The organism is Amycolatopsis speibonae (assembly GCF_042647925.1).
Lineage (GTDB): Bacteria > Actinomycetota > Actinomycetes > Mycobacteriales > Pseudonocardiaceae > Amycolatopsis > Amycolatopsis speibonae.
In genome coordinates this window covers 1-24,273 of record NZ_JBHRWK010000054.1, presented here as the reverse complement: position 1 = coordinate 24,273, position 24,273 = coordinate 1, and the positions used below count along the sequence as shown (strand labels likewise).

Annotated in this window: 21 protein-coding genes; 19 read left to right on the top strand and 2 right to left on the bottom strand. The window is 68.2% G+C overall.

The window, feature by feature from the left end:
• Nucleotides 1–172: 172 nt before the first annotated feature.
• From ACFOSH_RS29715 to ACFOSH_RS29660, 12 genes are read left to right on the top strand one after another with little or no spacing between them, the layout of a single operon-like run.
• Nucleotides 173–1,429 (top strand): ATP-grasp domain-containing protein, encoded by a 1,257-nt coding sequence (locus tag ACFOSH_RS29715; RefSeq protein WP_378242431.1) that lies wholly within the window; start codon nt 173–175, stop codon nt 1,427–1,429.
• Nucleotides 1,430–1,487: 58 nt separating this feature from the next.
• On the top strand, nt 1,488–2,801 hold the full coding sequence (locus ACFOSH_RS29710) for a lysine N(6)-hydroxylase/L-ornithine N(5)-oxygenase family protein (protein WP_378242429.1): 1,314 nt from the start codon (nt 1,488–1,490) through the stop codon (nt 2,799–2,801).
• 23 nt (nt 2,802–2,824) lie between these two features.
• The gene (locus tag ACFOSH_RS29705) at nt 2,825–3,190 is read left to right on the top strand and encodes a cupin domain-containing protein (protein WP_378242428.1); all 366 of its coding nucleotides are present in this window, start codon (nt 2,825–2,827) and stop codon (nt 3,188–3,190) included.
• Complete coding sequence (locus ACFOSH_RS29700) at nt 3,187–4,812, top strand: class I tRNA ligase family protein (RefSeq protein ID WP_378242426.1); 1,626 nt, start codon at nt 3,187–3,189, stop codon at nt 4,810–4,812. The genes ACFOSH_RS29705 and ACFOSH_RS29700 overlap by 4 nt, the downstream gene beginning before the upstream one ends.
• 7 nt (nt 4,813–4,819) lie before the next feature.
• The gene (locus tag ACFOSH_RS29695) at nt 4,820–6,076 is read left to right on the top strand and encodes an MFS transporter (RefSeq protein WP_378242424.1); all 1,257 of its coding nucleotides are present in this window, start codon (nt 4,820–4,822) and stop codon (nt 6,074–6,076) included.
• A gap of 30 nt (nt 6,077–6,106) precedes the next feature.
• Nucleotides 6,107–7,846: an ABC transporter substrate-binding protein gene (locus tag ACFOSH_RS29690; RefSeq protein ID WP_378242422.1), complete on the top strand. Its 1,740-nt coding sequence runs from the start codon at nt 6,107–6,109 to the stop codon at nt 7,844–7,846.
• Complete coding sequence (locus tag ACFOSH_RS29685) at nt 7,843–9,123, top strand: ATP-grasp domain-containing protein (protein WP_378242420.1); 1,281 nt, start codon at nt 7,843–7,845, stop codon at nt 9,121–9,123. Before ACFOSH_RS29690 ends, ACFOSH_RS29685 begins: the two co-directional genes overlap by 4 nt.
• On the top strand, nt 9,120–9,581 hold the full coding sequence (locus tag ACFOSH_RS29680; RefSeq protein ID WP_378242418.1) for a cobalamin B12-binding domain-containing protein: 462 nt from the start codon (nt 9,120–9,122) through the stop codon (nt 9,579–9,581). The genes ACFOSH_RS29685 and ACFOSH_RS29680 overlap by 4 nt, the downstream gene beginning before the upstream one ends.
• The gene (locus ACFOSH_RS29675) at nt 9,578–10,885 is read left to right on the top strand and encodes a methylaspartate mutase (RefSeq protein ID WP_378242416.1); all 1,308 of its coding nucleotides are present in this window, start codon (nt 9,578–9,580) and stop codon (nt 10,883–10,885) included. Before ACFOSH_RS29680 ends, ACFOSH_RS29675 begins: the two co-directional genes overlap by 4 nt.
• On the top strand, nt 10,882–11,877 hold the full coding sequence (locus ACFOSH_RS29670; RefSeq protein ID WP_378242414.1) for an asparagine synthetase A: 996 nt from the start codon (nt 10,882–10,884) through the stop codon (nt 11,875–11,877). The genes ACFOSH_RS29675 and ACFOSH_RS29670 overlap by 4 nt, the downstream gene beginning before the upstream one ends.
• Entirely contained in the window at nt 11,874–13,127 is a 1,254-nt protein-coding gene (locus ACFOSH_RS29665; protein ID WP_378242412.1) for a glutamate synthase-related protein, read from the top strand. Before ACFOSH_RS29670 ends, ACFOSH_RS29665 begins: the two co-directional genes overlap by 4 nt.
• Nucleotides 13,124–13,453, top strand: a complete 330-nt coding sequence (locus ACFOSH_RS29660) for a hypothetical protein (RefSeq protein ID WP_378242410.1) — start codon at nt 13,124–13,126, stop codon at nt 13,451–13,453. Before ACFOSH_RS29665 ends, ACFOSH_RS29660 begins: the two co-directional genes overlap by 4 nt.
• 266 nt (nt 13,454–13,719) lie before the next feature.
• Here the strand turns inward: ACFOSH_RS29660 and ACFOSH_RS29655 are convergent, their stop codons facing one another.
• Together ACFOSH_RS29655 and ACFOSH_RS29650 are read right to left on the bottom strand one after the other, a co-directional pair.
• Nucleotides 13,720–14,070, bottom strand: coding sequence for an MmcQ/YjbR family DNA-binding protein (locus ACFOSH_RS29655; RefSeq protein ID WP_005163860.1), 351 nt, complete (start codon nt 14,068–14,070; stop codon nt 13,720–13,722).
• Nucleotides 14,054–14,746: a hypothetical protein gene (locus ACFOSH_RS29650; RefSeq protein WP_378242408.1), complete on the bottom strand. Its 693-nt coding sequence runs from the start codon at nt 14,744–14,746 to the stop codon at nt 14,054–14,056. Before ACFOSH_RS29650 ends, ACFOSH_RS29655 begins: the two co-directional genes overlap by 17 nt.
• A 187-nt stretch (nt 14,747–14,933) precedes the next feature.
• Between ACFOSH_RS29650 and ACFOSH_RS29645 the strand changes: the two genes are divergently transcribed.
• From ACFOSH_RS29645 to ACFOSH_RS29615, 7 genes are all read left to right on the top strand, one after another.
• Nucleotides 14,934–16,400 carry an NB-ARC domain-containing protein gene (locus ACFOSH_RS29645; protein WP_378242406.1) on the top strand — a complete coding sequence of 489 codons (1,467 nt, stop codon included), beginning with the start codon at nt 14,934–14,936 and terminating at the stop codon, nt 16,398–16,400.
• An 87-nt stretch (nt 16,401–16,487) separates the two neighbouring features.
• The gene (locus ACFOSH_RS29640) at nt 16,488–18,056 is read left to right on the top strand and encodes a carbamoyltransferase C-terminal domain-containing protein (RefSeq protein ID WP_378242404.1); all 1,569 of its coding nucleotides are present in this window, start codon (nt 16,488–16,490) and stop codon (nt 18,054–18,056) included.
• Nucleotides 18,057–18,166: 110 nt separating this feature from the next.
• Entirely contained in the window at nt 18,167–19,324 is a 1,158-nt protein-coding gene (locus ACFOSH_RS29635; RefSeq protein WP_378242402.1) for an NAD(P)/FAD-dependent oxidoreductase, read from the top strand.
• On the top strand, nt 19,321–20,574 hold the full coding sequence (locus ACFOSH_RS29630; RefSeq protein WP_378242400.1) for an ATP-grasp domain-containing protein: 1,254 nt from the start codon (nt 19,321–19,323) through the stop codon (nt 20,572–20,574). Before ACFOSH_RS29635 ends, ACFOSH_RS29630 begins: the two co-directional genes overlap by 4 nt.
• 79 nt (nt 20,575–20,653) lie before the next feature.
• Nucleotides 20,654–21,466, top strand: a complete 813-nt coding sequence (ddaH, locus tag ACFOSH_RS29625) for a dimethylargininase (RefSeq protein ID WP_378242398.1) — start codon at nt 20,654–20,656, stop codon at nt 21,464–21,466.
• 10 nt (nt 21,467–21,476) lie between these two features.
• Nucleotides 21,477–22,898 carry a cation:proton antiporter gene (locus tag ACFOSH_RS29620; protein ID WP_378242396.1) on the top strand — a complete coding sequence of 474 codons (1,422 nt, stop codon included), beginning with the start codon at nt 21,477–21,479 and terminating at the stop codon, nt 22,896–22,898.
• Nucleotides 22,899–22,904: 6 nt separating this feature from the next.
• On the top strand, nt 22,905–23,918 hold the full coding sequence (locus ACFOSH_RS29615; RefSeq protein WP_378242394.1) for a TauD/TfdA family dioxygenase: 1,014 nt from the start codon (nt 22,905–22,907) through the stop codon (nt 23,916–23,918).
• Nucleotides 23,919–24,273: the final 355 nt, after the last annotated feature.

Genomic DNA, 24,273 nt, shown 5'->3' with positions numbered 1-24,273 from the left:
CGGCCTTGCCCCGCAAGGGCTCCCGCTGACCGCGACGCCTGAACAATCCCCATAGCATCCCCGGCCCTGCCACGCATCTCGTTGATTGTTCTGCCCGAATCAAGGGTTCCGGTCAACCAATCCCCGGGATGTAGTAGCCCGCGACGAAGCGACGGGCTGGTGGGGAGAGGGAATGAGCTCAGCGGAGGGTGTTGTCCTGGTGATCGGCTGCGGGATGCGGCCGTACCGGGAGTACCTGTTGGCGTCGGCCGGGCACCGGCATCCCTTGTGGCTGTTCAACGGGGCCGAGCCGACCTGGCAGGAGCGCTACATCACCGGCGCCACGGTGCTGGACCTGCAGGATCGCGACGCCGTACTGGCCGCGGCCCGCGCGGTGAACGCGAAGACGCCGGTGCTCGGTGTGGTGTCGTGGGACGAGGCGCTGATCGTCACGGCGGCACACGTCGCGGACGAGCTCGGCCTGCCGGGCGCGGGGATCTCCGCGATCGAGGGCTGCCGCGACAAGTGGCTCAACCGCCGGACGCTCACCGCGGCCGGAGTGGCGCAACCGGACTTCGGGTTCGTGCACGACGAAGAGCAGGCGGTCCGCGTGGCCGACCGGATCGGGTACCCGGTCGTGGTCAAGCCGCGCGGAGGCGGGGCCAGTATCGGCGTCAGTTTCGCGGAAGACGGCGAGGCGGTGCGGAAGGCGTTCCGGACCGCGGAGGACGCCAGCTTCGGCGGCTCTCCCGCGTACCAGGGCGGGGCACTGGTCGAGGAGTACCTGTCCGGTCCCGAGATCAGTGTGGACGGTGCCGTCGTGGACGGTGAGTACACGCCGATGTTCGTGGCGCACAAGACGGTCGGCATGCACCCGTACTTCGAGGAACTCGGCCATCTGGTCAGCTCCGCGGACGAACTGCTCGCCGACCCGGTGCTCCGCTCGACGCTGGCCCGCGCGCACAGCGCGATCGACTTCCGGTACGGCATCACCCACACCGAACTCAAGCTCACCGAACGCGGGCCGGTGATCGTGGAGATCAACGGCAGGCTCGGCGGCGACCTGATCCCGTTGCTCGCGCGGTTCGCGACCGGGATCGACCCCGGCGCGGCCGCGGTCGACGTCGCGCTCGGCATGCGCCCCCACCTCCCGCACGAGGCCGAGCCTCGATGGGTCGGGGTGCGGTTCGGCTACCCGAAACAGGACTGTGTCGTCGAGTCCGTCTCCGTGCCGGGTTCCGGGCGGGACAACGGGATCCTCACCGCCGACGCGCTCGTCGAGCCGGGGGCGCGGATGCGGCTGCCGCCGGCGGAGTTCATCTCGCGGCACGCGTACGTGATCTGCGCGGGCAGCGATCCCGACGACTGCGAAGTGGTGCTGGACAAGGCCATGGCCCAGGTCCGGCTGACAGCGCATCCTCTGCTGCCTTCGGTGGCCGCCGGTGGCTGACCGCGCACGGGCACCGCAGAACACCTTCCAAGCACTCACAACGATGGCGGAGCAAACAATGGCGAACCGTGATGTCGAGCTTCTCGCAGTCGGAGCAGGACCGTCCAACCTGGCACTCGCCGTGGCGCTCGAGGAGCTCGCGCCCGGCCTGGCCCGCGATTCGGTCCTGCTCGAACGCGACGAGGAGGTCTCCTGGCAGCGGGGCATGCTCCTGCCGGAGGCGCTGTCGCAGGTCTCGTTCCTCAAGGACCTGGTGACCCTGCGCAACCCGTGCAGCCGCTTCTCGTTCCTCAGCTACCTGCACGCCACCGACCGGCTCAACGAGTTCGTGAACATGGGCAGCTTCGTCCCGTACCGGGCCGAGCTGGCCGACTACCTCAAGTGGACGGCCGACTCGCTGGCACTGGTGGACCTGCAGCGTGGCCGGGAATGTCTTGACATCACTCCCGTGTGGACGGACGGCACGCTCACCGGCTGGGACACCAGGGTCGCAGACGGCGAGACCATCCGCAGCCGGTACCTGGTGGTCGGCGCGGGCCGGGACGCGCGGATTCCCGACGAGCTCAGGACGGTGAACCAGGACCGCGTCATCCACAGCACGCAGTACCTGCCGAGGATCGCCAAGCTGCGCAAGGACCTCCCGTACCGGGTCGCGGTGATCGGCGCCGGGCAGAGCGCGGCGGAACTGTTCGGCGCGGTGCAGAACGATCTGCCCGAATGCAAGCCGACCATGGTGATGCGTTCGATCGGCCTGAACTACTACGAGAGCAGCAAGTTCAACAACGAGCTGTTCTTCCCGTCCCATGTGGACAAATTCTTCGACGCACGGCCGGAAGCGCGCGAGCAGATGCTCAAGGAGATGCATCACACGAACTACTCCGGGCTGGCGCCGGGCACGATGGACGCGCTCTACCGGTCCATCTACCTGGACCGCCTCTCGGGTCGTTCCCGCCTCGAAATGATCACGATGAGCGACATCACCGACGCCCGCGACGAGGGCGACGAGATCGTGCTGGAACTGACCGACCGGCGCACCGGCGAGACGCGGGAACTGCGCACCGATCTCGTGCTGCTCGGCACCGGGTTCTCCCCGGAGATGCCGAGGATGGTCCAGGAGATCGCGAATTCGATCGGTCTCTCGGAGATCAAGGTGACCCGTGACTACCGGCTGGAGATCGACCAGCCCGCGACCGCGGCCGTCTACCTCCAGGGCGTCAACGAAGCGACGCACGGGATCGCGGACTCGCTGCTGAGCGTCCTCGCCCCGCGCGCCAACGACATCCTGCAGGACATCCTCGCCCATCGCGGCGAGTCCCCGTCGGTGCCACCGCAGCCGGCGTCGGACACCGCGCCCATCGTCGCCACCCGCTGATCACGGAGAAGGAAGAGAAAGTCATGGAGCTGCGTCCGCTTGAGCGGGAAAAGATGGTCTTCGAGAACGGCGCTTACGGCCAGCGGCTCCTGCCGTGGGCGGCGCTGAACGCGCCGTTCGAAGGCGCCTGGGTCACGGTGCCGGCGCACGGCGCGACGGGTGCGCACTCCCACCACGAGTACGAGCTCTTCATCGCCGTCAGCGGCGAGGCTGTCATCGAGTCCGGGGGAGAGCGCCGTCCCTTCCGCCCCGGCGACCTCGAGTTCCACAAGCCCGGCACCGAACACCGCATCCTCAACGACGGCGCGGAGGACTTCGAGATGTACGCGATCTGGTGGGACTCCGACATGACGGCGAAGTTCGCCGCCCGGCACGAGGAGCTGGCGTGACCACGGCCGACACGCGGCCGGTGGTGATCATCGGCGGCCCTCCGACGTCCAACGGGGACCTGCACATCGGGCATATCGCCGGCCCGTACCTCGGCGCCGACGTGCACCGGCGATATCTGCGGGCGGCAGGCCGTGAAGGGGTTTTCGCCTCCTGCACCGACGACAGCCAGACCTACCTCGTCACCAGTGCGGCCCGGGTCGGGACGACACCGCCCGAGCTGGTGAAACGGTCGACCGAGGACATCCAGCGCACGTTCAAGGCGATGGGCGTCGAGGTCGACGGCTTCTCGCCGACCGACGAAGGCTACAAGGCGCTCGTCCACGACTACGTCAAACGCCTGTACGACAAGGGAAAGCTTCGTCTGCGCAAGGTGCGGCTGCCCTACAGCGAGAGCAAAGGGGAGTTCCTGGTCGAGGGGTTCGTCGGTGGCGGCTGCCCGACCTGTCTCGCGGACAGCCGCGGCGGGTTCTGCGAGGGCTGCGGGCATCCGATCGACTTTGACGCGCTCATCGAACCGTATTCGGTGCTCGACCCGGCCGACGAGGTGACCTACCGCGAGACGGAGATCATGGTCCTCCCCGTCTCGGAGTACCGCGAACAGCTCCTCGCCTACTACGAGGAGCGCGGTCCGTCGTGGCGGCCGCACGTGCTCGGCCTGATGCGGGAACTGCTGGCCGGTCCGTTGCCGGACTTCGCGATCACGTATCCGGTGAAATGGGGACTGCCGGCACCGTTCCTCCAGACCCCGGGGCAGCGGCTCAACGCGTGGGTCGAGGGTATGCCCGCCTCGATGTACTGCACCGAGTACGCGTTGCGGCGCAACGGAAAGCCGAAGGCCGCCGACGACGACGCGTGGCTCGCGGAGAACGACGCGCGGGTCGTGGTGTTCATGGGGTTCGACCCGCTGTTCACCTGGGGCGTCGTCCACGTCGCCGAGCTGATCGCCCTCGAGGGCCGCTACGTCCTCCCGGACACCCTGCTCGTCAACGAGTTCTACGAGCTGGAGAACGAGAAGTTCTCCACCAGCAAGGGACACGTGGTCTGGGCCCGTGAGCTGGCGGCCGAGGTGCCGCGTGACATCGCGCGGTTCCACCTCAACCTCACCGCTCCCGAGTTCGCCCGGACCAACTTCTCCCGCGCGGCGCTGGAGAAGGTCGCGGGGGAGCGGCTCGTCGCGCCCTGGAACGAACTCGCCGAGACGCTGGCCAAGCTCACCGCCGAAGTCGGCGGTGAGAGCGGCTCGCTCCCGGTTTCGGCCGAGGCCACGGAACGCGCGGCGGCGATGGTCTCCCGGTTCGCCCTGAACTACGAACTCGAGGACTTCAGCCTCAGCCGGGCCGCCGATCTGATCGTGCAGCACGTCGGGCGCCTGCGCACGGCGACGGAACGCACGCTGGAGAGCAACCTCGACCAGGAGGTGCTCCGCGGCGCGCTGGGCGACCTCTTCCTCGAACTGCGTGCCCTGATCGGCTGCGCCTCGCCGATCCTGATCGATCTCGCCGAACGTGCCGCCGAAGCGGGCGGATTCGACCTCCGGATCACCGCGGACGCCTTCGACGTCACGCACACCACGGCCTTCGCCGTGCCACCACTGGAATTCCCCCCGACGAGCGAGGTCTGAGAACCCCATGTCACTCGACAGCACCCTCACCCCCGACGCGGTCCGGAGTTCCCGGCTCGCGGAACGCCTGCTGGTCCCGGCGGGGTTCGTCACCACGGCGGGCAACGCGTTCCAGATCACCGCCGCCGCGATCCTGGTCTTCCACGCCGAGCAGACCACGCTCGCCGTCGGCTGGCTGTTCATCGCGGTGTCGATCCCGCAGGTCGCGCTCGCGTTGCTGTTCGGCAAGCTGGTCGACAGGGTCGACAGGCGGATGCTGTGCGTCGCCGCGGACCTGGTCAGCGCGATGACCGCGTTCGCCCTGCCGGTCTGGCTGTGGATCGGCGGCCCGGCGAACCTGGGTTCCTACATCGCGAACTTCATGCTCGCCTGCACGGCGGCGTTGTTCATGCCCGCGAGCAACGGCCTGATCAAGGAACGGATCGCCGACGATCGGCTCGGGAAGTTCAACTCGCACTTCGAGATGGCGAGCAACGCCGGCATGCTGCTGGCGTCGTCGCTCGCCGGGTTCCTGGTGATCTGGTTCGGCGCCACACCGTTGTTCATCTTCAACTCGCTGACCTTCGTCCTCTCGGCCGTCCTCGTCTACGCGATCGGCCGCAAACCCGCCAAGGCGCCGGTGGTCACCGAAGCGGCGGTGGACCCGTCGGCACCGGTCGAGGCTCCCGTGCAGCAGCCGATCAAGCGGCTCGCGCTGTTGTACGCCAACGGGAACATCGGCCTGATGGTCGCCAACGTCATCCTCACGACGCTGATCCTGCAGACCTTCGACCAGGGCGCGTGGATGATCGGCGTGGTCGACGCGCTGGCCGGGGTCGGCTTCATCGTCGGCGCCGCCGCGTACGGCAAGGTCAGCAAGCGGTTCAAGGGCATCCATCTGGCCGTGCTCGGCACGCTCGGGAACCTGATCTGCCTCGCGATCCAGCCACTGCACTACATCGCGCTGATGGCGGCCATCCCGTTCGCCGGGTTCTGCTTCGCCCAAGGCCGGATCGCGGCCCGGACACTGCTGATGCGGGCGAGCCCGGAGGACCGGGTCGGCCGGATCTTCGGCGGCACGCAGGCTGTCGGTCTCGGCCTCGGTGTCGGGGCGACCGTCGGGCTGTCCGCGCTGGCGGACGCGACCACCGTCCCCTACGCGTTCTGGGGCCTGGCGATCCTGCAGGGCGTGATCGTGATCGGCACCTACTTCAGTCTGGCGAAACCGCTGTCGGCGCAGGAAAAGAAGCAGCCGACCGAGGTTCTCGAGGCGACCGCCGCCTGAGCGCGGCCTGATGCGGAGGAAGCGAACATCATGACGGACAAGCGGATCAAGGGTGGCGTCGCGACCTGGGCCTGCCTGCCCGGGTTCCCGCCCGCGGTGATCTTCCCCTTCACCCCGGGCGAGCGCTTCGGCGTGAGGAGCCTTTACGAGTTCCAGATGCTCATGTACCGGCCCCTCTACTGGCTGGGCCGTGACGGCGCGCCGGAGATCGACTGGGACCTCAGCATCGGCGAAGAGCCGGTGTGGGACGAGAGCGGCCGCACCTGCACGGTCCGGATCAAGCCGTGGAAGTGGTCCAACGGCGAGACGGTCTGCGCGGACAACGTCATCTTCTGGATGAACATGCTGAAGGTGAAGGGGCCGAGGTTCGGCGCCTACTCCGAGGGCTACTTCCCGGACAACCTGGTGTCGTTCGGGAAGGCCGCCGACGACAAGGTGAGCTTCACCTTCGACAAGGCGTACTCGACGAACTGGGTGCTGTTGAACCAGCTCACCATGATCACGCCGATGCCGAAGGCCTGGGACCGCACCGCGGACGGCCCGGCCGACGCGACACACGACATCGACCAGGCCGAAGCGGTCTACGAGTTCCTGATGGCGGAGAACGGTGACGTCGTCGAGGAGGACAACTCCCATCGGACCCGCTGGGCCGACAGTCCTGTGTGGAGTGTCGTCAACGGTCCGTGGCGGCTCAAGAGCTACACCGAGGAAGGTGTCGTCACCTTCGTCCCGAACGAGCACTACTCCGGGCCGAACCCGCCGCATCTCGACGAGTTGCGCCAGGTCTCGACGACGTCGGACGAGCAGCAGTACGAACTGCTGCAGTCGGGCGACGTCCAGGTCGGGTTCCTGCCGCCGGGAATGGGTGTCCAGCCGGACGGCGACCCGACGAAGGGCGGGCCGAACCCGCTGGGCGAGGGGTTCCAGCTGGAACCGCAGATCCTGTTCAACATCAACTTCATGGCGGTCAACTTCAGCAACCCGACCGTCGCCGGGAACCTGATCCGGCAGCCCTACGTCCGGCAAGCGCTCCAGAGCTGTTTCGACCAGGAGTACGGCGCGCGCGAGGTCTACCAGGGCTACGGCTGGAGCCAGACCGGGTCGATCCCGGTGCTGCCCAAGAGCGACCTGGTGTCGCCGAAGATCTCCGAGCGCGGCGGCTTCTGGCCGTTCGACCTGGAGAAGGCGCGGCAGTTGCTCGCCGACAACGGTTGGGACGTCAGCGCGTCCCCCGCGGTGTGCGTGCGGCCCGAGGAGGCAGGCGAAGGCATCCCGGCCGGCACCGAGTTGAGTTTCTCCCTGCGCTACTGGGAAGGGCGGCCTTCGCTGGCGCGGCTCATGGCGCAGTTCCGGGACGACGCGGCCAAGGCCGGGATCGAGATCCGCCTGGAAGAGGTGATGGGGTCGGTCCTGGTGGCGGAGGACGGTCCGGGTGAGAAGCGGATGTGGGAGCTGTCCTGCTGGGGCGGCGGCTGGGTCTACAACTACCCGACCGGCGAGAACCTCTTCCAGAGCGGGGCCGCCTGCAACTTCAGCAACTACCGCGACGCCAAGGCGGACGAGCTGATCGCGAAGACGGTCACCTCCGACTCCGTCGAAACGCTGTACGAATACCAGGAGTACATCGCCGAGCAGGCCCCGGTGATCTTCATGCCGACGTTCCCGCGGCGCTTGTTCGAGGTCGCGGGCAACCTGCGCGGGTTCTCGCCGATCAACCCGTACGGCCTGATCAACCCCGAGAACTGGTACTACGTCCAGGACGAGTCATGACGCGGCCGGTGGTGCTGGTCGGGTTCGTGGCCGCCGCGCTGGGGTCGTCCATCAAGGACTTCCAGCCGGACGGTTCGGTCATCTTCGTCGAGGAGCCCGACGTCATCCGCAAGCGCAACGCGCGGGAGACGGTGGCCGGTTCGGCGCTGGTGCGCGAACTGATCGAATGGGAGTTCCACCTCCCCGGCAAGGCGGACGAGTTCTACCACGTCCACCGCGACCTCGACCCGGCCGCGGTGGTGCCGCTGACCGAGTACGCGACCCCGTTCGCGGCCCGGCTGGCGGAACGGTACGGCCTGCCGGGCGCGGGGTTCGGGGCGGCGCAGATCCTGCGGGACAAGGGGGTGCTGCGGCTGGTCAGCCGGGCGGCGGGGATCGCGAACCCGGCGTCGGCGCGGGTCGAAAGCCCGGAGCAGGTCCGCGAGTTCATGGCGCGGCATCCGGGGAAGACCGTGCTGAAGCCCGCGAACCGGCAGGCGTCGGTGGGGACCCAGGTGCTCGCCGACGCGGCCGAGGCCGAGCAGGCGTGGGCGAACTGTGTGGTGCAGGACGAAGGGATCTTCGTCCCGGACCGCGCGATGGAACTGAAGATGCTGGCCGAGAGCTTTGTCGAGGGCGACGAGTACAGCGTCGAGATGCTGCTGCGGGACGGCGAACCGCTGTTCGCCAACGTCACCGGCAAGGAGCTGTTCCCCGGCCCCCGGCCCGTGGAACTCGCCCACATCGTCCCCGCCGACATCCCGGACGACCTGACCGCGTCGCTGAACGAGGAGACCCGGCGGCTCATCGCCGCCGCCGGGTTCCGCACCGGGATCGTCCACTGTGAATGGATCGTCTCGGACGGTGTCCCGTACCTGGTCGAATGCGCCGGCCGGTTCGCCGGCGACGGCATCATCGAGCTGATCCAGCGCGCCTATCCGGTGGAGCTGAATCGCGCCTACTTCTCGGTGATGAAGGACGAGCCGGTCGTGGACGTGCTGCCGCGCCGAGCCGAACGCGGTGCCGCTGTCCGGTTCCTCTCCATCGAGCCGGGTCTCATCGAGGACGTGCGCGGGGTCGAGAAGGCGTCGCAGGCCGAAGGCGTGTTCATGTGCGACGTCGGTGTTTCGGCAGGCGACCGGTTCGACGGGCTGCGCAGTTCGTGGGACCGCGTCGGCGATCTGATGGTGACCGCGGACAGCCCGGCGAAGGCGTTGCGCCTGGCCGAAGAGGCGGTCGCGCTGATCGAGATCGACGTGCGGCCGGACGGCGAAGAGAGGGAGAAAGCCGCACCATGAGCATCGAAGCCGTCCAGCCCGCACTCCCGGACGCCGGTCTCGACGTGATCGTCACCGGGCTCTCGTCCGACGCGCACACCTGGAACCTGGTGTACCTGGAGCTGTTGCTGGAGGAACTGGGCTGCCGGGTGACCAACCTCGGCGCCTGCGTCCCGGACGCGACGATCGTGCGCGAATGCGCGCTCCAGCGACCGGATCTGGTGGTGATCAGCAGCGTCAACGGGCACGGCCGCCGGGACGGGGTCCGCCTGATGGGTGCCTTCCGCGCCCATCAGGCGCTGGTCGCGACGCCGGTCGTGATCGGCGGGAAGCTCGACGTCGTGGGCGGCAGCAACGCCGCACGGCTGATGGCGGCGGGGTTCGACGCGGTGTTCGAAGACTCCGGCGGGCTGAGCCCGTTCCGGACGTTCATCCACACCTTGTCGGTCCGCACCGGTGTGCCGCTGGGTGCCGGATGAAGGTGCTCGCCCCGCGACGGGGGCTTTCGTTCGGCGAGGTGGTCGCGCGCCACCACGCCCGGGGAGAGCTGGTCGTCCAGCCTCGGATGGGTTTCGCGGATCCGGAGCGGATGGGCCGGGGGCTGCTGGCGACCCGCGAGGCCCGCGCCGCGACCGTCGGCACGATCACGATCGACAGCTACACCCGGGTCGGAGACCACGAAGCCGCGCGCGAGGCGCTGGCCGCGGGCGCCGATCTCAACGGCTACCCGCTTGTCGACCACGATCCCACGACGACGGCGGCCTTGCTCGGCGCGGTGCTGGACGGGGACTTCCCGGTGCAGATCCGGCACGGCTCGCCGGATCCCCGCCGGATCGTGCGGACTCTGCTGGACCACGGGCTCCACGCGACCGAAGGCGGGCCGGTCTCCTACTGCCTGCCCTACAGCCGGATGCCGCTCTCGGCCGCCGTCGACAACTGGCGGCGGTGCTGCGAGACCCTGGCGATGGCCAGGGGACCGGAGCTGGAACCGCATCTGGAGACCTTCGGCGGCTGCATGATGGGCCAGCTGTGCCCGCCGGCGCTCTTGGTCGCGTTGAGCGTGCTGGAGGGGATGTTCTTCTGGCGGCACGGCGTCCGGTGCCTGTCCTTCAGCTACGCGCAGCAGACCCACGCCGGGCAGGACGAGGAGGCGATCGCCGCGCTGCACGCCCTGATCAGGGAATACGTGCCGCACGCGCGGACGCATGTGGTGATCTACGGCTACATGGGCGTCTACCCGAGGACTCCCGGCGGCGCGCTGGCGCTGATCGCGGAGTCCGCGCGGCTGGCCGCCCGCACCGGCGCGAGCAGGCTCATCGTCAAGACCACCGCCGAAGCGCACCGGGTGCCGACCGTGGCGGAGAACGTGACCGCGCTCGAACACGCCGCTGACGCCGCCGCCGGGATCACCCGTATCGGCAGGCTCGGCGACACCGGGATCCACGCGCAGGCGAAAGCGTTGGTGGACAACGTCCTTTCGCTCGACAGCGATCTCGGCAGGGCGCTGGTCACCGCGTTCGCGCGGGGCCAGCTGGACGTCCCGTTCTGCCTGCATCCGGACAACGCCGGCCGCGCGCGCGGACGGCTGGACCCCAGCGGGCGCCTGGAATGGCAGCGGATCGGCGGGATGCCCTTGGGGGATCTCGTCGACCTGCCCGCGGACCGGCGGATGACGTCGGGCGATCTGCTGGACGCGCTCCGGTACGTCGAGCGGACGTTCGACGAGAAGTACGGGATGCCCGGAATCGAGACCGTGAAACTAGTACAGGGGAGCAGAACATGACTGGTACACCCGAGGTGGCACTGCCGCCGGGCACCCGCGAGCACCTGACGTCGCCGGTGACGCAGGCGGCGTTGCGCATCCAGAACAGCATCACCGCCGGAACCCGCGAATACCTCGGCATGAACGGGTTCGTGGAACTGCAGCCGCCGCTGATCGGGCCGGTCACCGACCCCGGATGCCGTGGCGCCAAACAGGTCGACGTCGACTACTACGGGCACAAGTACAAGATGATGACCAGCGTCATCCTGTACAAGCAGGCGTCACTGCTCGCGTTCGACAAGATCTTCTACGTCGCCCCGAACGTGCGGCTGGAGCCACTGGAGACCTCGACCACAGGGCGGCACCTGGTCGAGTTCACCCAGATCGACGTCGAGGTCGCGCGGGCGAGCCGCGAGGACGTCCTCGACCTGGCGCAGGGCCTGCTCCGGCACGTGGTGACGTACACGCTGCGAGAGTCCAAAGTGGACCTGGCCACGCTCGGCCGGGACCAGGCCGCGTTCACGGCGTTGCTGGACGAAGACTTCGAGCGGATGACGCATCGCGAGGCGGTGTCGCGGCTGCAGGGACTGCTGCACGGGCAGAGCGCCGACGCGGAGATCGACTGGCAGGGCGAGCGGATCATCTCCGGGCAGACGAACCGGCCGTTCTTCATCGTCGACTACCCCAAGGGGTCGCGCGGGTTCACCGATGGCGAGTCGAGCACCGAACCGGGGGTGCTGCGGAACTTCGATCTCGTCGCCGCGGAGGGGTTCGGCGAGCTCTGCAGCGGCGGTGAGCGCACGCACGAGTACCGGCGGCTCATCGAGCGGATGCGGGAGACGGGGGAGAACCCGGCGAAGTACGCCTGGTACCTCGACCTCGCGCGCGAAGGACTGCCGCCGAGCGCGGGCTTCGGGATGGGGCTGGAGCGGGTGACGCGCTACATCGCCGGGCTCGACGCGGTCTGGCAGGCCAACGCGTACCCGAAGCTGCCCGGGATCGCGACGCCGTGATCACCGCACGGCAGCTCCCGGAAGACGCGATCCGGGCCCGGGCGCGGGAAGGCAGCGCGGCGATCTTCCCCGACGTCGGGGGATACGGCCGGTCACTGTTCGGTGCTGACGTCGGCTCGGGTGGCGATGAACTCGACCGCGCGCGGATCGTGCCGCCGGTGTTCGTCCCGCGGCGCCTGGAGAAGATGTTCGACCTCGCACGCGAACCGGTCTACGGCGATGTCGGGCTCTCGACGGTCCTCGGCGGCTTCACCGCGCCGTCGCCGGTGTTCCTGTGCGCCTTTGGATCGACTCAGGTAGCGGGCAGCGGTCTCGGGATCGCCGCGAGCGAGCAGGCGGGCAGGCTCGGGATGCCGATGGTGATCGGCGAGAACGTCGTGCCCATGCACGGCTACGGCCGGATGGGCGAAAGCGCCGAAGACGGCCTGCTCGGCCGGATCCGCGCGTACGCCGGCGCGGTGCCGGACGGGCTGGGCGGCGTCGTGGTGCAGCAGAGCACCGAAGACGCCGACGCGGAGGTGTGGAACCTCGTCTACAGTGACCCGTCCGCGACGAAACTGCTGGAAACCGGGCGGCTGGCGTTCGAACTCAAGGTCGGGCAGGGTGCCAAACCGGGTCTCGGCGGGATGACCGTGCTCTCGCGCACGGCCGCCGGCGAGATCGCCGAACAGTACACAGTGGACGAAACCTTCGGCACGGACACTTCCATGGTGCTGCGCTCCAGCAGCCCCGGCACGTTCACCGGGGAGATCCTGCGCCAGCAGATCCACCTGATGCGCAACAACTACCCGCGGGCCAGGGCCTGGGTGAAACTGCACCCGGGCCGCGACGTCGGCGAGGCGGCGCAGGTCGCTTGGGCGGCGGGAGCGGACTCCGTCACCGTGGACGGCGCCGAGGGCGGCACCGGCTGGGCGCCGTCGGTATTCCTCGACCAGGTGGGGTTGCCGCTGGTGGAATGCCTGCGCCGGGTCGGCAAACACGACGCGTCGCTGCTGGTGTCGGGGCGGATCTGGGAAGGGGCCCGCGCGCTGAAGTGTCTGGCCATGGGCGCTTCCGCGGTCGGGCTCGGCCGGGCGGCGCTGCTGGCCGTCGACGAGGACGCGACCGAGGGACTCGTGCGGCTGGTGCGGTGCCTCGAACTCGAACTGCGGCTGCTCACCAGCGCGCTCGGGAAGTACGACCTCGCGGATCTCACCTCGGACGACCTCTGGTTCCCTGGTTCTTCGGCACGGACGGAGCAGCACGGATGATCAACTACGACGGGAAACGTTTCCGCAAGGTCAGCACCGACCCGAACGCGCCGGTCACCCTGTACCGGCAGCGGGACGACCTGGTGTGGGCCGAACTGACCGGTGGTGGGGTGCGGCTCGGTTCGCTGACCGGGAAGTGCGGCGAGGACGGCACGATCGACATGGCTTACACGATGGTGCTCGCCAGCGGCCAGGTGATCTCGGGGCACAGCACGAACACGCCGGAGTTCCTGCCGGACGGCCGGATCCGGCTGAACGAGGTGTGGGAGCGGTACGGGACTCCCGGCTCGCGCGGCACCTCGGCGATCGAGGAGGTCGCGGAGTAGGACCTCCCGAAGTACGTGAAGGCCCCCTTCATTGCGCTAGGCGCAGTGAAGGGGGCCTTCACGTACCTGTGCTTCGGCGCCGCACTCGCGAGTTCCGTCTCCAGACACGCGAGTCACGTCTCTGATCACGCGAGTCACGTCTGCGAGCCCGCGACGGCGGAGCGCGGTTTGTCCGTGAACGGGCCTTTTCTATCGCCCGAAAGGTAATTCACGGGACCGAAAAGGGCGGCCGAAGGGGCTGAACGGAGCACGCCGAAAGGAGTAACTCAGTTCGGGTTCTTTTCGAGGTATTCCGTCCAGACCTTCTTCGGCACGCACATTCGCCACGAGTCGACGATCAGCTCTCGTAACTCCTCGTAATCGATCGCGGACAGCCGGACGCGAACCCACTGATAGCGCATATCGGACGGAATCGGCATCATGAACTTGTCCGGCTCGCCCGCCACCAGTGCTTCGCGCTCTTCTTTGGGATAGCCGAATCCCAGCACGGTTTCGTCAGGCGAGAGCGAAAGGAACACGATTCGCCCCACGCGGAACTTGGCCCGGTCCCGGACCAGGGCCTCATAGGCGCGAGGCAGCTCCGACGCGATCCGTCTGACGTCATCCCCGGTTACCATTTTTCCACCATTCTCCGCTGTCTGTTCCCCAGTCACCCTTGGCGCCCATGGTGAAGGCGACGTAAAGGTATTCGTCGAGGACCTTCGCCAGTGACACGGGTCTGCCCACAAGGGCGGAGATCTCTTCCCCGCTGTCTCCCGCCTCCGCGATCACCGCGGCGGCCCACTCGCGGCCGAGCCGCAGATGCCTGCCGAAAGCGGCAGCGTCCCGGGCGCCGTGGAGGGTGGCCGCGATGGCCGCGTCCCACGGCATGATCGCGTTGGGACGCAACGCATACAGGGCTTTCGCCGCAGCGGTCGGGCCCAGCGTACGCCTCGTCCGTCCCGCTGAGACGACGACACTCGAGAGGTCCGCGTACGCCTTCGCGGCCGAGTCGATACCCGCATCCGTTAGGTGGACGAGGTCGACTGTGGGCAGTGCGGCACCCCAGGTCTCCCACCAGGCCCGGACCCCGTCGTCGAACGGGGCGGGCTCGCCGTCCCGGGGATACCGGATGCGGCATCCCCACGAGTTCAACCAGCGCAGAAGAATTGTGCGGTGTGCGGGCTGTGACAGGTCGATCGCGGACTGCGTTTCTTGGATGAGCCGGAGCCATGAGGTGTCGGCATTCGCGAAGCCGTTGAAGACTTCGGCGGTGCGCCGGAGTTCGGCGAGTGGGGGCAGGGGGCCAGACATGGGCGAACCCTATCCGGTGCCACCAAGGGGGTGAATTTCCGCGTCCAACTATTGGACTTTGTACATTGAGTCACCTATTTGTATCTGCTGCATGGTTCATTGGTCCTTTAGGGTTGTGGCCAGGAAGGCCACAAGGATGGCGGTCACGCAGTGCGATCGTGTTACCCCATCCAGGGGAGGAGAAGGCATGGGCAGACCCGAGCGACCGTTGGACGGCTCCACTGGTCCGATCGCCGCATTCGCTCATGATCTGCGCGTTTTGAGGAACCGGGCGGGAAACCCGAGCTACCGGGAACTCGCCAGGACGGCACTGTTCGCTCCTTCCGTATTGTCCAGCGCGGCCAGCGGCCACCGGCTGCCCACGCTCGCCGTGACCTTGGCGTTCGTCTCCGCGTGCGGGGGAGACCGGGCGGCGTGGGAACGGCGTTGGCGGAGTATCGCGGGGCAGACGGGGGCAGGTGTCGAGGCGCGGGAGGAGCGTGCACCCGCGCCGTCGCCGGCCGAGATCCCGGCGGATGGCGCGCACGCGCTGGCATCCGGCGTCATCCATCTCGCCCGTCCGGCCCAGTTGCCCATGGGGTCGAGGACTTTCGTCGGCAGGGAAGGGGATCTGGCCGACGCCGCCGAGATGATCGGGGCGACCGGTCCGGTCAAAGTGCCGTTGCTCGTCAGTGGTCCGATCGGGGTAGGTAAGACCGCCTTCGCCCTGCGGCTGGCCGAAGAGGTGGCGGCGGACTTCCCGGACGGGCAGCTCTACGCCGACCTGAGCAACAGCGGGACCGGTGGCCGCTCGGCCAACGGGATCGTGCGCGGCTTCCTGCGCGCGCTCGGCGTGCCGGCGCATCTCGTGCCCGACGACCCGATGCAGCGGATCGGGTTGTACCGATCCCTGCTGGCGGAACGCAGGTTGTTCGTGCTCCTGGCGGGCGTCAGCGACGAAGGGCAGGTGCGGCCGCTGCTGGGTCAGGCTCCGCACAGCCAGGTCGTGGTGACCAGCCGCGCGCGGCTGCTCGGGCTGGAGGACACGAACCGTGTCGAGCTGGATATGTTCTCCCGTAAAGAATCACTGGCATTGATCGGGCGGATCGCCGGGCCGGGCCGGGTGCGGGCGGAGCACGACGCGACCGATTCGATCGCCGAACTGTGCGGGGATCTGCCGCTGGCGGTCAACATCGTCGGCCGCAAGATCGCCGCGCGCCCGGAATGGGCGATCGCGTACACGGCGGGACAGCTCGCCGACCGCGAACGGCTCATGGACAGCCTCAGTGTGGGTGACGTCAACGTCCGGGACCGGTTCATCGCGGCGTACGAACATCTGTCGCCCGCCGAACGCGAGGCCATCCACCACTTCGGGCAGAGCGGGGCGGGCTGGACGACGTCGATCGGCGTCGCCGCGGCGATGGGCATCATGATCGAGACCGCCGACGAGCTCCTCGAGTCCGTCGTGGACGCCGGGCTTCTCCAGCGCGCCAACGTCGCGGGCCGCTACGCGGTCTCCCGGTTGGTCAGCGCGTTCGCCGCCGAGCGGCAACGGGAACCGAATCCGTTCGCCGCCGCCGTGCCGATGGTCGGCCGCAGGGCGCGGAAGAACGCGTTCGAATCGCTGCGGCACGAGGCCGTGCGCACGCTGCCGGGCGGCTCGTCCGAAGGTTGATTGTTCGAGCCGCGCGGCGCTTCCGGTCAACGGGCCGCGCGGCTTGAATGAATCGACGAATGCAGGCGAGCGAAATTCGGTGACACAATGCTGATTCTGTCGATGAAGGAGGGCCACGATGGCGGGATCGTGGCGATCGAGGACGGCAAGCTGCTGTTCGCGCTGGAGTCGGAAAAGGACAACTACCCGCGCTACGACCGGATCACCGGCGAGCTGATGGCGCGTGCGGCGGGCATGCTCGACAAGCAGCCCGACGTGGTCGCGCTCGGTGGCTGGGTCAAGGGTGAGTTCTCGGTGGAACCCCCGTCCCGCACCGGATACTTCGGTGTCGGCGAGGGCGCGATCTCCGACGAGGCGGGCAGGTTCTTCGGCAAGGACGTGCGCTACTTCTCCTCCACCCACGAGCGCTCGCACATCTACACCTCACTCGGGATGGCCCCCGCGGCCCCCGGCCAGGCGTACTACTCCCTGGTGTGGGAGGGGAACATCGGGGACTTCTACCGGATCGACGAGCGCGGCGAAGCCACCCATCTGCAGCACGTGCTGGCCGACCCCGGCGCGAAGTACGCCTATCTCTTCGCGCTGGCGGACCCGGGTTTCCCGCTCGGCAAGGGAAAGTTCCGGTTCAACGACGCCGGCAAGCAGATGGCGCTGACCGGGTTCGCCGAGTCGGGCCCGCTCACGCCGGACGAGCAGAAGACCATCGACTTCATCCTCGACCGTGACGGCATCATCCTCGGTCTGGGCAAAGAGGAGATGTCCTGGTCCCATCTGTACAACGCGGGCGTGTGGTCGCAGGAGTACCGCAACGCCGCGGCGAAGCACTCGCAGGCGATCTTCAACCGGTTCCACGACTACGCCGCGAAGAACATGACCGAGGGCCTGCCGCTGCTGATCTCCGGTGGCTGCGGGCTGAACTGCGACTGGAACCGGTTGTGGCGTGAGAGCGGTTTGTTCTCCTCGGTGTTCGTGCCGCCGTGTCCCAACGACAGCGGTTCCGCGCTGGGCACGGCCATCGACGCGCAGTGGTTCTACACCGGACAGGCGACCATTGATTGGGACGTCTACGCGGGGGAGAACTTCGTCGAGGACGTGATCCCGGATCCGGTCAAGTACGAGACGCGGCCGCTCGTGGCGAGCGAGGTCGCGAAGTACATCAAGGACGGCAACATCATCGGCTGGGCACGGGGCCGGTACGAGATGGGCCCGCGGGCGCTGGGCAACCGGTCCATCCTCGCCGCGCCGTTCACCGTGGACACCACCGTGCGGCTCAACAAGATCAAGCGCCGTGAGGAATACCGCCCGATCGCTCCGATCGCGCTCGAATCCGACGCGCCCAAGTGGTTCGTCGGTTCGGTGCACGACCCGTACATGCTGTACTTCAACCACGTCACTTCCGATGAGCTGAAGGCCATCACGCACGTCGACGGGACAGCGCGCACCCAGACGGTGACGAGGGAACGCAACGCCGGCATCACCGACCTGCTCGAAGCTTTCCGCGAGCAGACCGGGTTCAGCGTGCTGTGCAACACCTCGCTGAACAACAACGGGCGCGGTTTCCTCAACCGCACCAGTGATCTCATCGAGTACGGGGAGACGTACGGCCTCGACGGCTACGTCATCAACGACACGTTCGTGACCCCGCGCGTCTCCTGATTCCTTGCCCGACGGGGGCGAGACCCGGATGCCACGCTCCCAGTCGTGGCATCCGGGGACCCCGTGCTGCCCAAGCGCCCAAGCGCAATTTCGCCCGGAGGGGGAAGATCATGCGAATCGTGCTCGCGGGCGGCGGTGTCATCGCGCTGCTGACCGCGGTGGAGTGCGTGTCGGCCGGGCACGAAGTGGTGATCGCCGACCAGGCGGACATTCCGTTTCCCGGCGCCACGTCGTTCGATCGCCATCGCGTGCTGCGCGCGTTGCATCCCGGTGACCTCGCCACCACGGCGGCCGCGGTCGGCGCGCATCACGCGTGGACCGAACTCGAGCACCTTTTGCGCACGACGTTCTACGAACAGGTCGGCGCGCTCACCGCGATCGCGGCGGGTGAGGCGACGGCCGCACGGGACCTGCTGATCGCGGCCGGGTCCAAGGCCGAAGTGTTCGGAGCGGACGAGCTGGCCGCCGAGTTCCCGCACGCCGGGTTCACGCCCGGGACGGGTGCGATCTTCGAATCGCATGCCGGAGTACTGCTCGCCGACCGGGTGCTGGCTGCGTGCGCGGGCTGGCTTCGCTGGAACGCGAACGCGGAACTCCACCCGCACCGCAAGGTCGTCGGGGTCGACACGGACCGGGCAGAGGTCCGGCTGGCCGACGGCGGGCTCCTGCGGGGCGACGCGGTCCTGCTGGCGGCGGGACCGTGGTCCCGGGATCTGCTGGCCCCCGAGCTGGCCCGGGAACTCGTGCTGCACCGGCAGACGATGCTCTACTGCGACGTCCCGCCCGCCGACGCAGCAGCATGGGCGGCGACACCGGCGATCACCTCGCTCGGCTCCACCGGCGGAGCGTGGCTCGTCCCGCCGGTCGCCGGGACGCCGTTGAAGCTCAGTGCCGCGAGCGCCTGCCGGGTCGTCGACGAGATCGGCGGCGCCGCCGCGCCCTCGTGGTGGCGTGAGCACCTGATCGACACGTTCACCGCGCTGATCCCGGGCTTCCGCCGGGACTGGCTGATCGACACCCGGGACTGCCACTACCTGGCCCGGCGCTCCACCCTCGGCCCGATGCTCGCCGTCCTCGGCGACCGGGTCCTGTCCTACGCGGCGTGCGGCGGCTCGTCCTTCAAGTTCGCCCCGCTGATCGCCCGGTCCCTGGCCGCCCGCCTGACCGGCGCGAACCCGGCCCCGACCGGACTCGAACCGCTCGACCGGCCGCACGTGCGCGCGGCCGGCGTCCACCCAACCCGTCTTGCCCTGCGAGGTGTGTCGTGAAACTGCTCGCGCTGGAAGCCAGCCAGAACTCCTACTACTACCTGCCCCGGTACCAGCAGATCGAGGACTTCGGCGGGGTGCTGTACGTGCTCAACGGGATCGGGACCGAGGATCTCTGGCCGTCCGAGCGCTACCGGATCGCCGGCAGCAACCACCTCGACGACCTGATCGAGCATGCGAAGGCCTGGCACGCGGAGGAGTCCTTCGACGGCGTGCTCACCTTCTCCGAGTCCGGCGTGGTCCTGGTCGCCGCGGTGGCCGAGGCCCTCGGCCTGCCCGGCATCGGGGTGGACGCGGCGCGGACGAGCCGGAACAAGCTGATCATGCGGCAGGCACACGAAAAGGGTGGCGCCGCTCATCCGGACTTCCGGTTCGTCGAGGACCTCGACGCGGCGCTGCGGGCGGCGGACGATTTCGGCTACCCGGTGATCCTGAAGCCGACACTCGGCGCCGCCAGCAACTTCGTCTTCCGCGTCGACGACGAGGAGAAGATGCGGGAGCGCTACGCGCAGGCACGCGAAGGCATCGACAAGATGACCTGGTACAACATGGAGGCCGAAGGGCTGGACCTCGGCCCGCACGGCTTGCTCGTCGAGTCCTTTCTGGACGGTCACGAACATCTCATCGAGGCGCTCGCCTGGGACGACGAAGTCTACCTGGGTTCCATTGTGGACAGGGTCACGTCGGAAGGTGAGACCTTCGACGACGACGTGCACCACGCCCCGACGTCGCTGACCCCGGAGCAGGTGGCGGAGGTGCACGCCGTGGTGACCGCCGGGGTGCGGGCGCAGGGGCTCACCCGCGGCGCGCTGCACGCCGAGGTCCGGTTCCACCAGGGCGAACCGTTCCTGCTGGAGATCGCCGTCCGCCCCGGTGGCGGGGGACTCGACCACATGGCGCGGCTTTCGGCCGGATACGACCCGATCCGGGGACTCATGGACGTCTCCCGCGGCGTGCGGCCGGACGTCCGCCACTTCACCCCGACCGGGCTGCACACGGCCGCGATGTGCCTGATCTGCCCCGGCGGGGTGGTCGCCTCGATCGAGGTCCCGCCGGCGGTGAACGAGTCGGAGTCCCTGTACTACCTCAAGATCTTCGCGAAGCCGGGTGACCTGATCAAGCGACCACCGCTCGGCAACAACATCTTCGGCGGCATCGGCGCGCTCGGCGCGTCCTTCGACGAAGCGATGCGCAACGCGAACGACCTGGCCGGGAAGATCGAGGTCAAGCTGAGCGAAACCCAGAAGTAGCACCGGATTCCGTTCGACGAAGCCGGCCCCTTACCCAGGGGCCGGTGGAGGAAGACGCCCAAAACCGCGTGGAGGAAGTGTGTCAAGGACAGCCACCGAACGGCACTACCTGATGGTCAGACCGACGTATTTCGACGTCGAGTACTCGATCAACCCCTGGATGGACCCGAAGAAGCCCACGTACACCGAGCTGGCCATCGCCCAGTGGGAGTGGCTGCACGACCTGTACGTCGACCTGGGGCATCGTGTCGAACTGCTCGACCCGCTGCCCGGCCTGCCCGACATGGTGTTCGCGGCCAACGGCGCCACCGTGGTCGAGGGGCAGGTCCTGGTCGCGCGATTCCACCACATGCAGCGTGCGGGCGAGTCCGAGGCGTACCTGGAGTGGTTCCGGGCCAACGGATATCGCTACGTGCGGCAGGCGCAGTGGGTCAACGAGGGGGAGGGCGACTACCTCGTCGCCGGGAAGAAGATCCTCGCCGGGACCGGGTTCCGCACGAATCCCGAGGCGCACAACGAATCCCGCGAGTTCTTCGGCCGTCCGGTGATCGGGCTGACGCTGATCGACCCGCGGTACTACCACCTCGACACGGCGCTCACCGTCCTCGACGACGAAACGGTCATGTACTACCCGGGGGCGTTCTCCGAGGACAGCCGTCTGGCGTTGAAGGAGATGTACCCCGACGCGATCCTGGCTTCCGAACGCGACGCTTCCGTCTTCGGCCTCAACGCCGTTTCCGACGGCAAACATGTCGTGCTCCCGCAAGCGGCCACCGAACTGACCGCGCAGTTGCGTGAGCATGGCTTCGAGCCGATCGGCGCCGACCTGTCGGAACTGCTCAAGGCGGGTGGCAGCGTCAAATGCTGCACGCTGGAACTGCGTGCCGGGTGAGGAGAACTCGATGGATTCAGCGGTAGGGGACCGGACCGGGCGCACCACGCTGCGCCGGATCCTCGTCGGTACGGCGCTGATCGCGGTACCGGTGGTGGTCATCGCCGTGGTGCTCGGTCTGGGCTCGGCCTACGAACCGGTCGCGGGCCCGTCGGCCAAGACGGCGGCCGGCGGACCCGACACCTACGCGCGCCTGCTGGTCGCGCTACCGGTGATCCTGGGCGCCTGTTATCTGGCCGGTGTGCTGGCCAGGCGGCTCGGCCAGCCCGCGGTCATCGGCGAGATCGTCGCGGGCATCCTGCTGGGGCCGTCGTTGTTCGGGATCGTCTGGCCCGACGCGTTCGGCTGGCTGTTCCCGGGCGGGGTGGTCTCGGCGATCAACATCCTGTCGCAGCTGGGCCTGATCTTCTTCATGTACCTGGTCGGTTCGGAGATCGACGTCGACGCGGTGCGGCGACGCGGATTCACCGCGGTGACGGTCAGCCAGGTCAGCATCGCGCTGCCGATGGTCTCCGGCATCGTGCTCGCGCTCGGCATGTACCCGCTCTTCGGCGGTGACGTCGGTTTCCTCGCGTTCGGCCTGTTCATCGCGGTCTCCATGAGCGTGACGGCCTTCCCCGTGCTGGCACGGATCCTGACCGACCGCGGCATCTCGAAGACCCCGCTGGGCGCGCTCGCGCTCACCTGTGCCGCCGTCGACGACGTCGCCGCGTGGTGCCTGCTGGCCGTCGTGGTCGCCGTCAGCCAGGGCGGTTCCCCGGCCGAGGTCTTCCTGACCGTCGGGCTCACCCTGCTCTTCGTCGTGGTGATGGTCTACGTCGTCCGGCCGCTGCTGGGCAAGCTGCTCGCCAGGGCGCCGGAGCCCGCGGTCCTCGCGATCCTGCTCGGCGGGATCATGCTGTCGGCCCTGGCCACCAACGAGATCGGCATCCACGCGCTGTTCGGCGCCTTCCTCTTCGGCGTGATCGCGCCGAGGCGGGATCCGGTCGTCGCCCGCGCCGCCGGGAAGCTCGGCAGTGTGACCCTGACGCTGCTGCTGCCGCTCTTCTTCGCCTACACCGGACTGCACACCGAGTTCAGCCTGCTCGGGTCCGGCTCGCTGTGGCTGTGGACCCTGCTGATCACGGCGGTGGCGGTGTTCGGGAAATGGGTCGGCAGCACCACGGCGGCCCGGCTGACCGGGGTCGGCTGGCGTGAGTCGCTGTCGCTCGGGGCGCTGATGAACTGCCGGGGGCTGACCGAACTGGTGGTACTCAACGTCGGCCTCCAGATGAAGGTGATCAGCCCGACGGTGTTCGCGATGCTCGTGATCATGACGCTGGTCTCGACGATCGCCACCGCCCCGGCGCTCAGCCTGATCGCCAGGTTCGGGAAGAAGTCCGAAAAGGACTTGGACAAGACCGCCGGTCCAGCGGCGGCGGAAAGTAGATAGGACACCATGACCAGCAAGGAAGAAACCCTAGTCGGCACCTTCGCCGAGGTCGTGCTCACCGATGAGGTCAGGGACGTCATCGGAAGCGAGTTGCGGTCCTTCCCGGACCCCGTCGGCGACATCGACCGTTCGCTGGCGATGCTCCGGGTCGCCTTCGCGAAGCTGCCCATCGACCAGCTGCAGACGATCCTGGACTTCGGCAGGCACGTCGACACCCCCGGTGTCGCCCTCGTGCGCAACCTGCCGGTGGACCCGGAACTCCCGGAGACGCCGGTCGACGGGGAACCCAGCGCGGACAAGAAGACGTTCGTCGCCGAGACCGTCCTTTTGGGACTGAGTCAGCTCCTCGGCGAACCCGTCGGGTTCACCACCGAGAAGAGCGGGCGGCTCGTGCACGACGTCGTCCCGGTGTCGGCGGGGGCGCGAAGCCAGACCAATCAGAGCTCACACGTGTTCCTGAACTTCCACAACGACATCGTGCACGACGAGGTGGGCCGGTACGACGTGTCCAATCCGGACTTCCTGGTGCTGAACTGTGTCCGCCAGGACGGGAACAAGGAGGCCGTCACCTACTACGCCGACGGCAGGGACATTTCGGCCGCCCTGGACCCGGAGGTGCTTGACATCCTTCGCCGTCCGCTGTTCCGCCTCAACGCGCCCGGCAGCTACGTGCGCGATGTGGCCAAGGGGGCCGACGTGCTGTCCGACCTCGTACCGGTGATCTCGGGGCCGGCGGACTCGCCGGAGGTGGCTGTTTCGGCCAACGGGGTGGTGGGGGAGACCGTCGAGGCGGAACAGGCGCTGGAGGAACTGCAGCGAGTCTGCCGCGAGGTCGCGCACCAGGTCAAACTGGAGCCGGGGACGGCGCTGCTGATCAACAACCGCAAGGGCCTGCACGCGCGGTCGCAGTTCTTCGCCCGGCACAACGGGCGCGACCGGTGGCTGCAGCGCACCTACATCCGGCGCAGCCTGTGGACGATCCGGTACCGGGGGACGGCCGAGGACCGGCGGGTGCACTGAACTGCGGTGCGTGGCTACGACGGTTGTTGAAGGGTAAGGCAAACGTTCGGGCTGGTGAAGGGGACTTTCGCCGCATCGCACGCGGGGAGGTTCCCTTCGCGCCACGTTCGCAAGGGTTCCGGTGTCCTGAGTCGCGCTGCGGAATGTCCTGAAGGGCCCCTTTAAGACGTTGAACGTCTTAAAGGGGCCCTTCAGGACATGACGTCGAGTCACCGAACCCCAGGTGCTCCCGATGTGGCATTGGGGACATCCAGCTTGGATCCACCGGTGTTGATGTGGTGTTTGGGGTGTGTCTGGGTACGCAAATGCCCTCTGGCTTGGGATGATTGTTCTTGCGACGGAACAAAAACCAGCT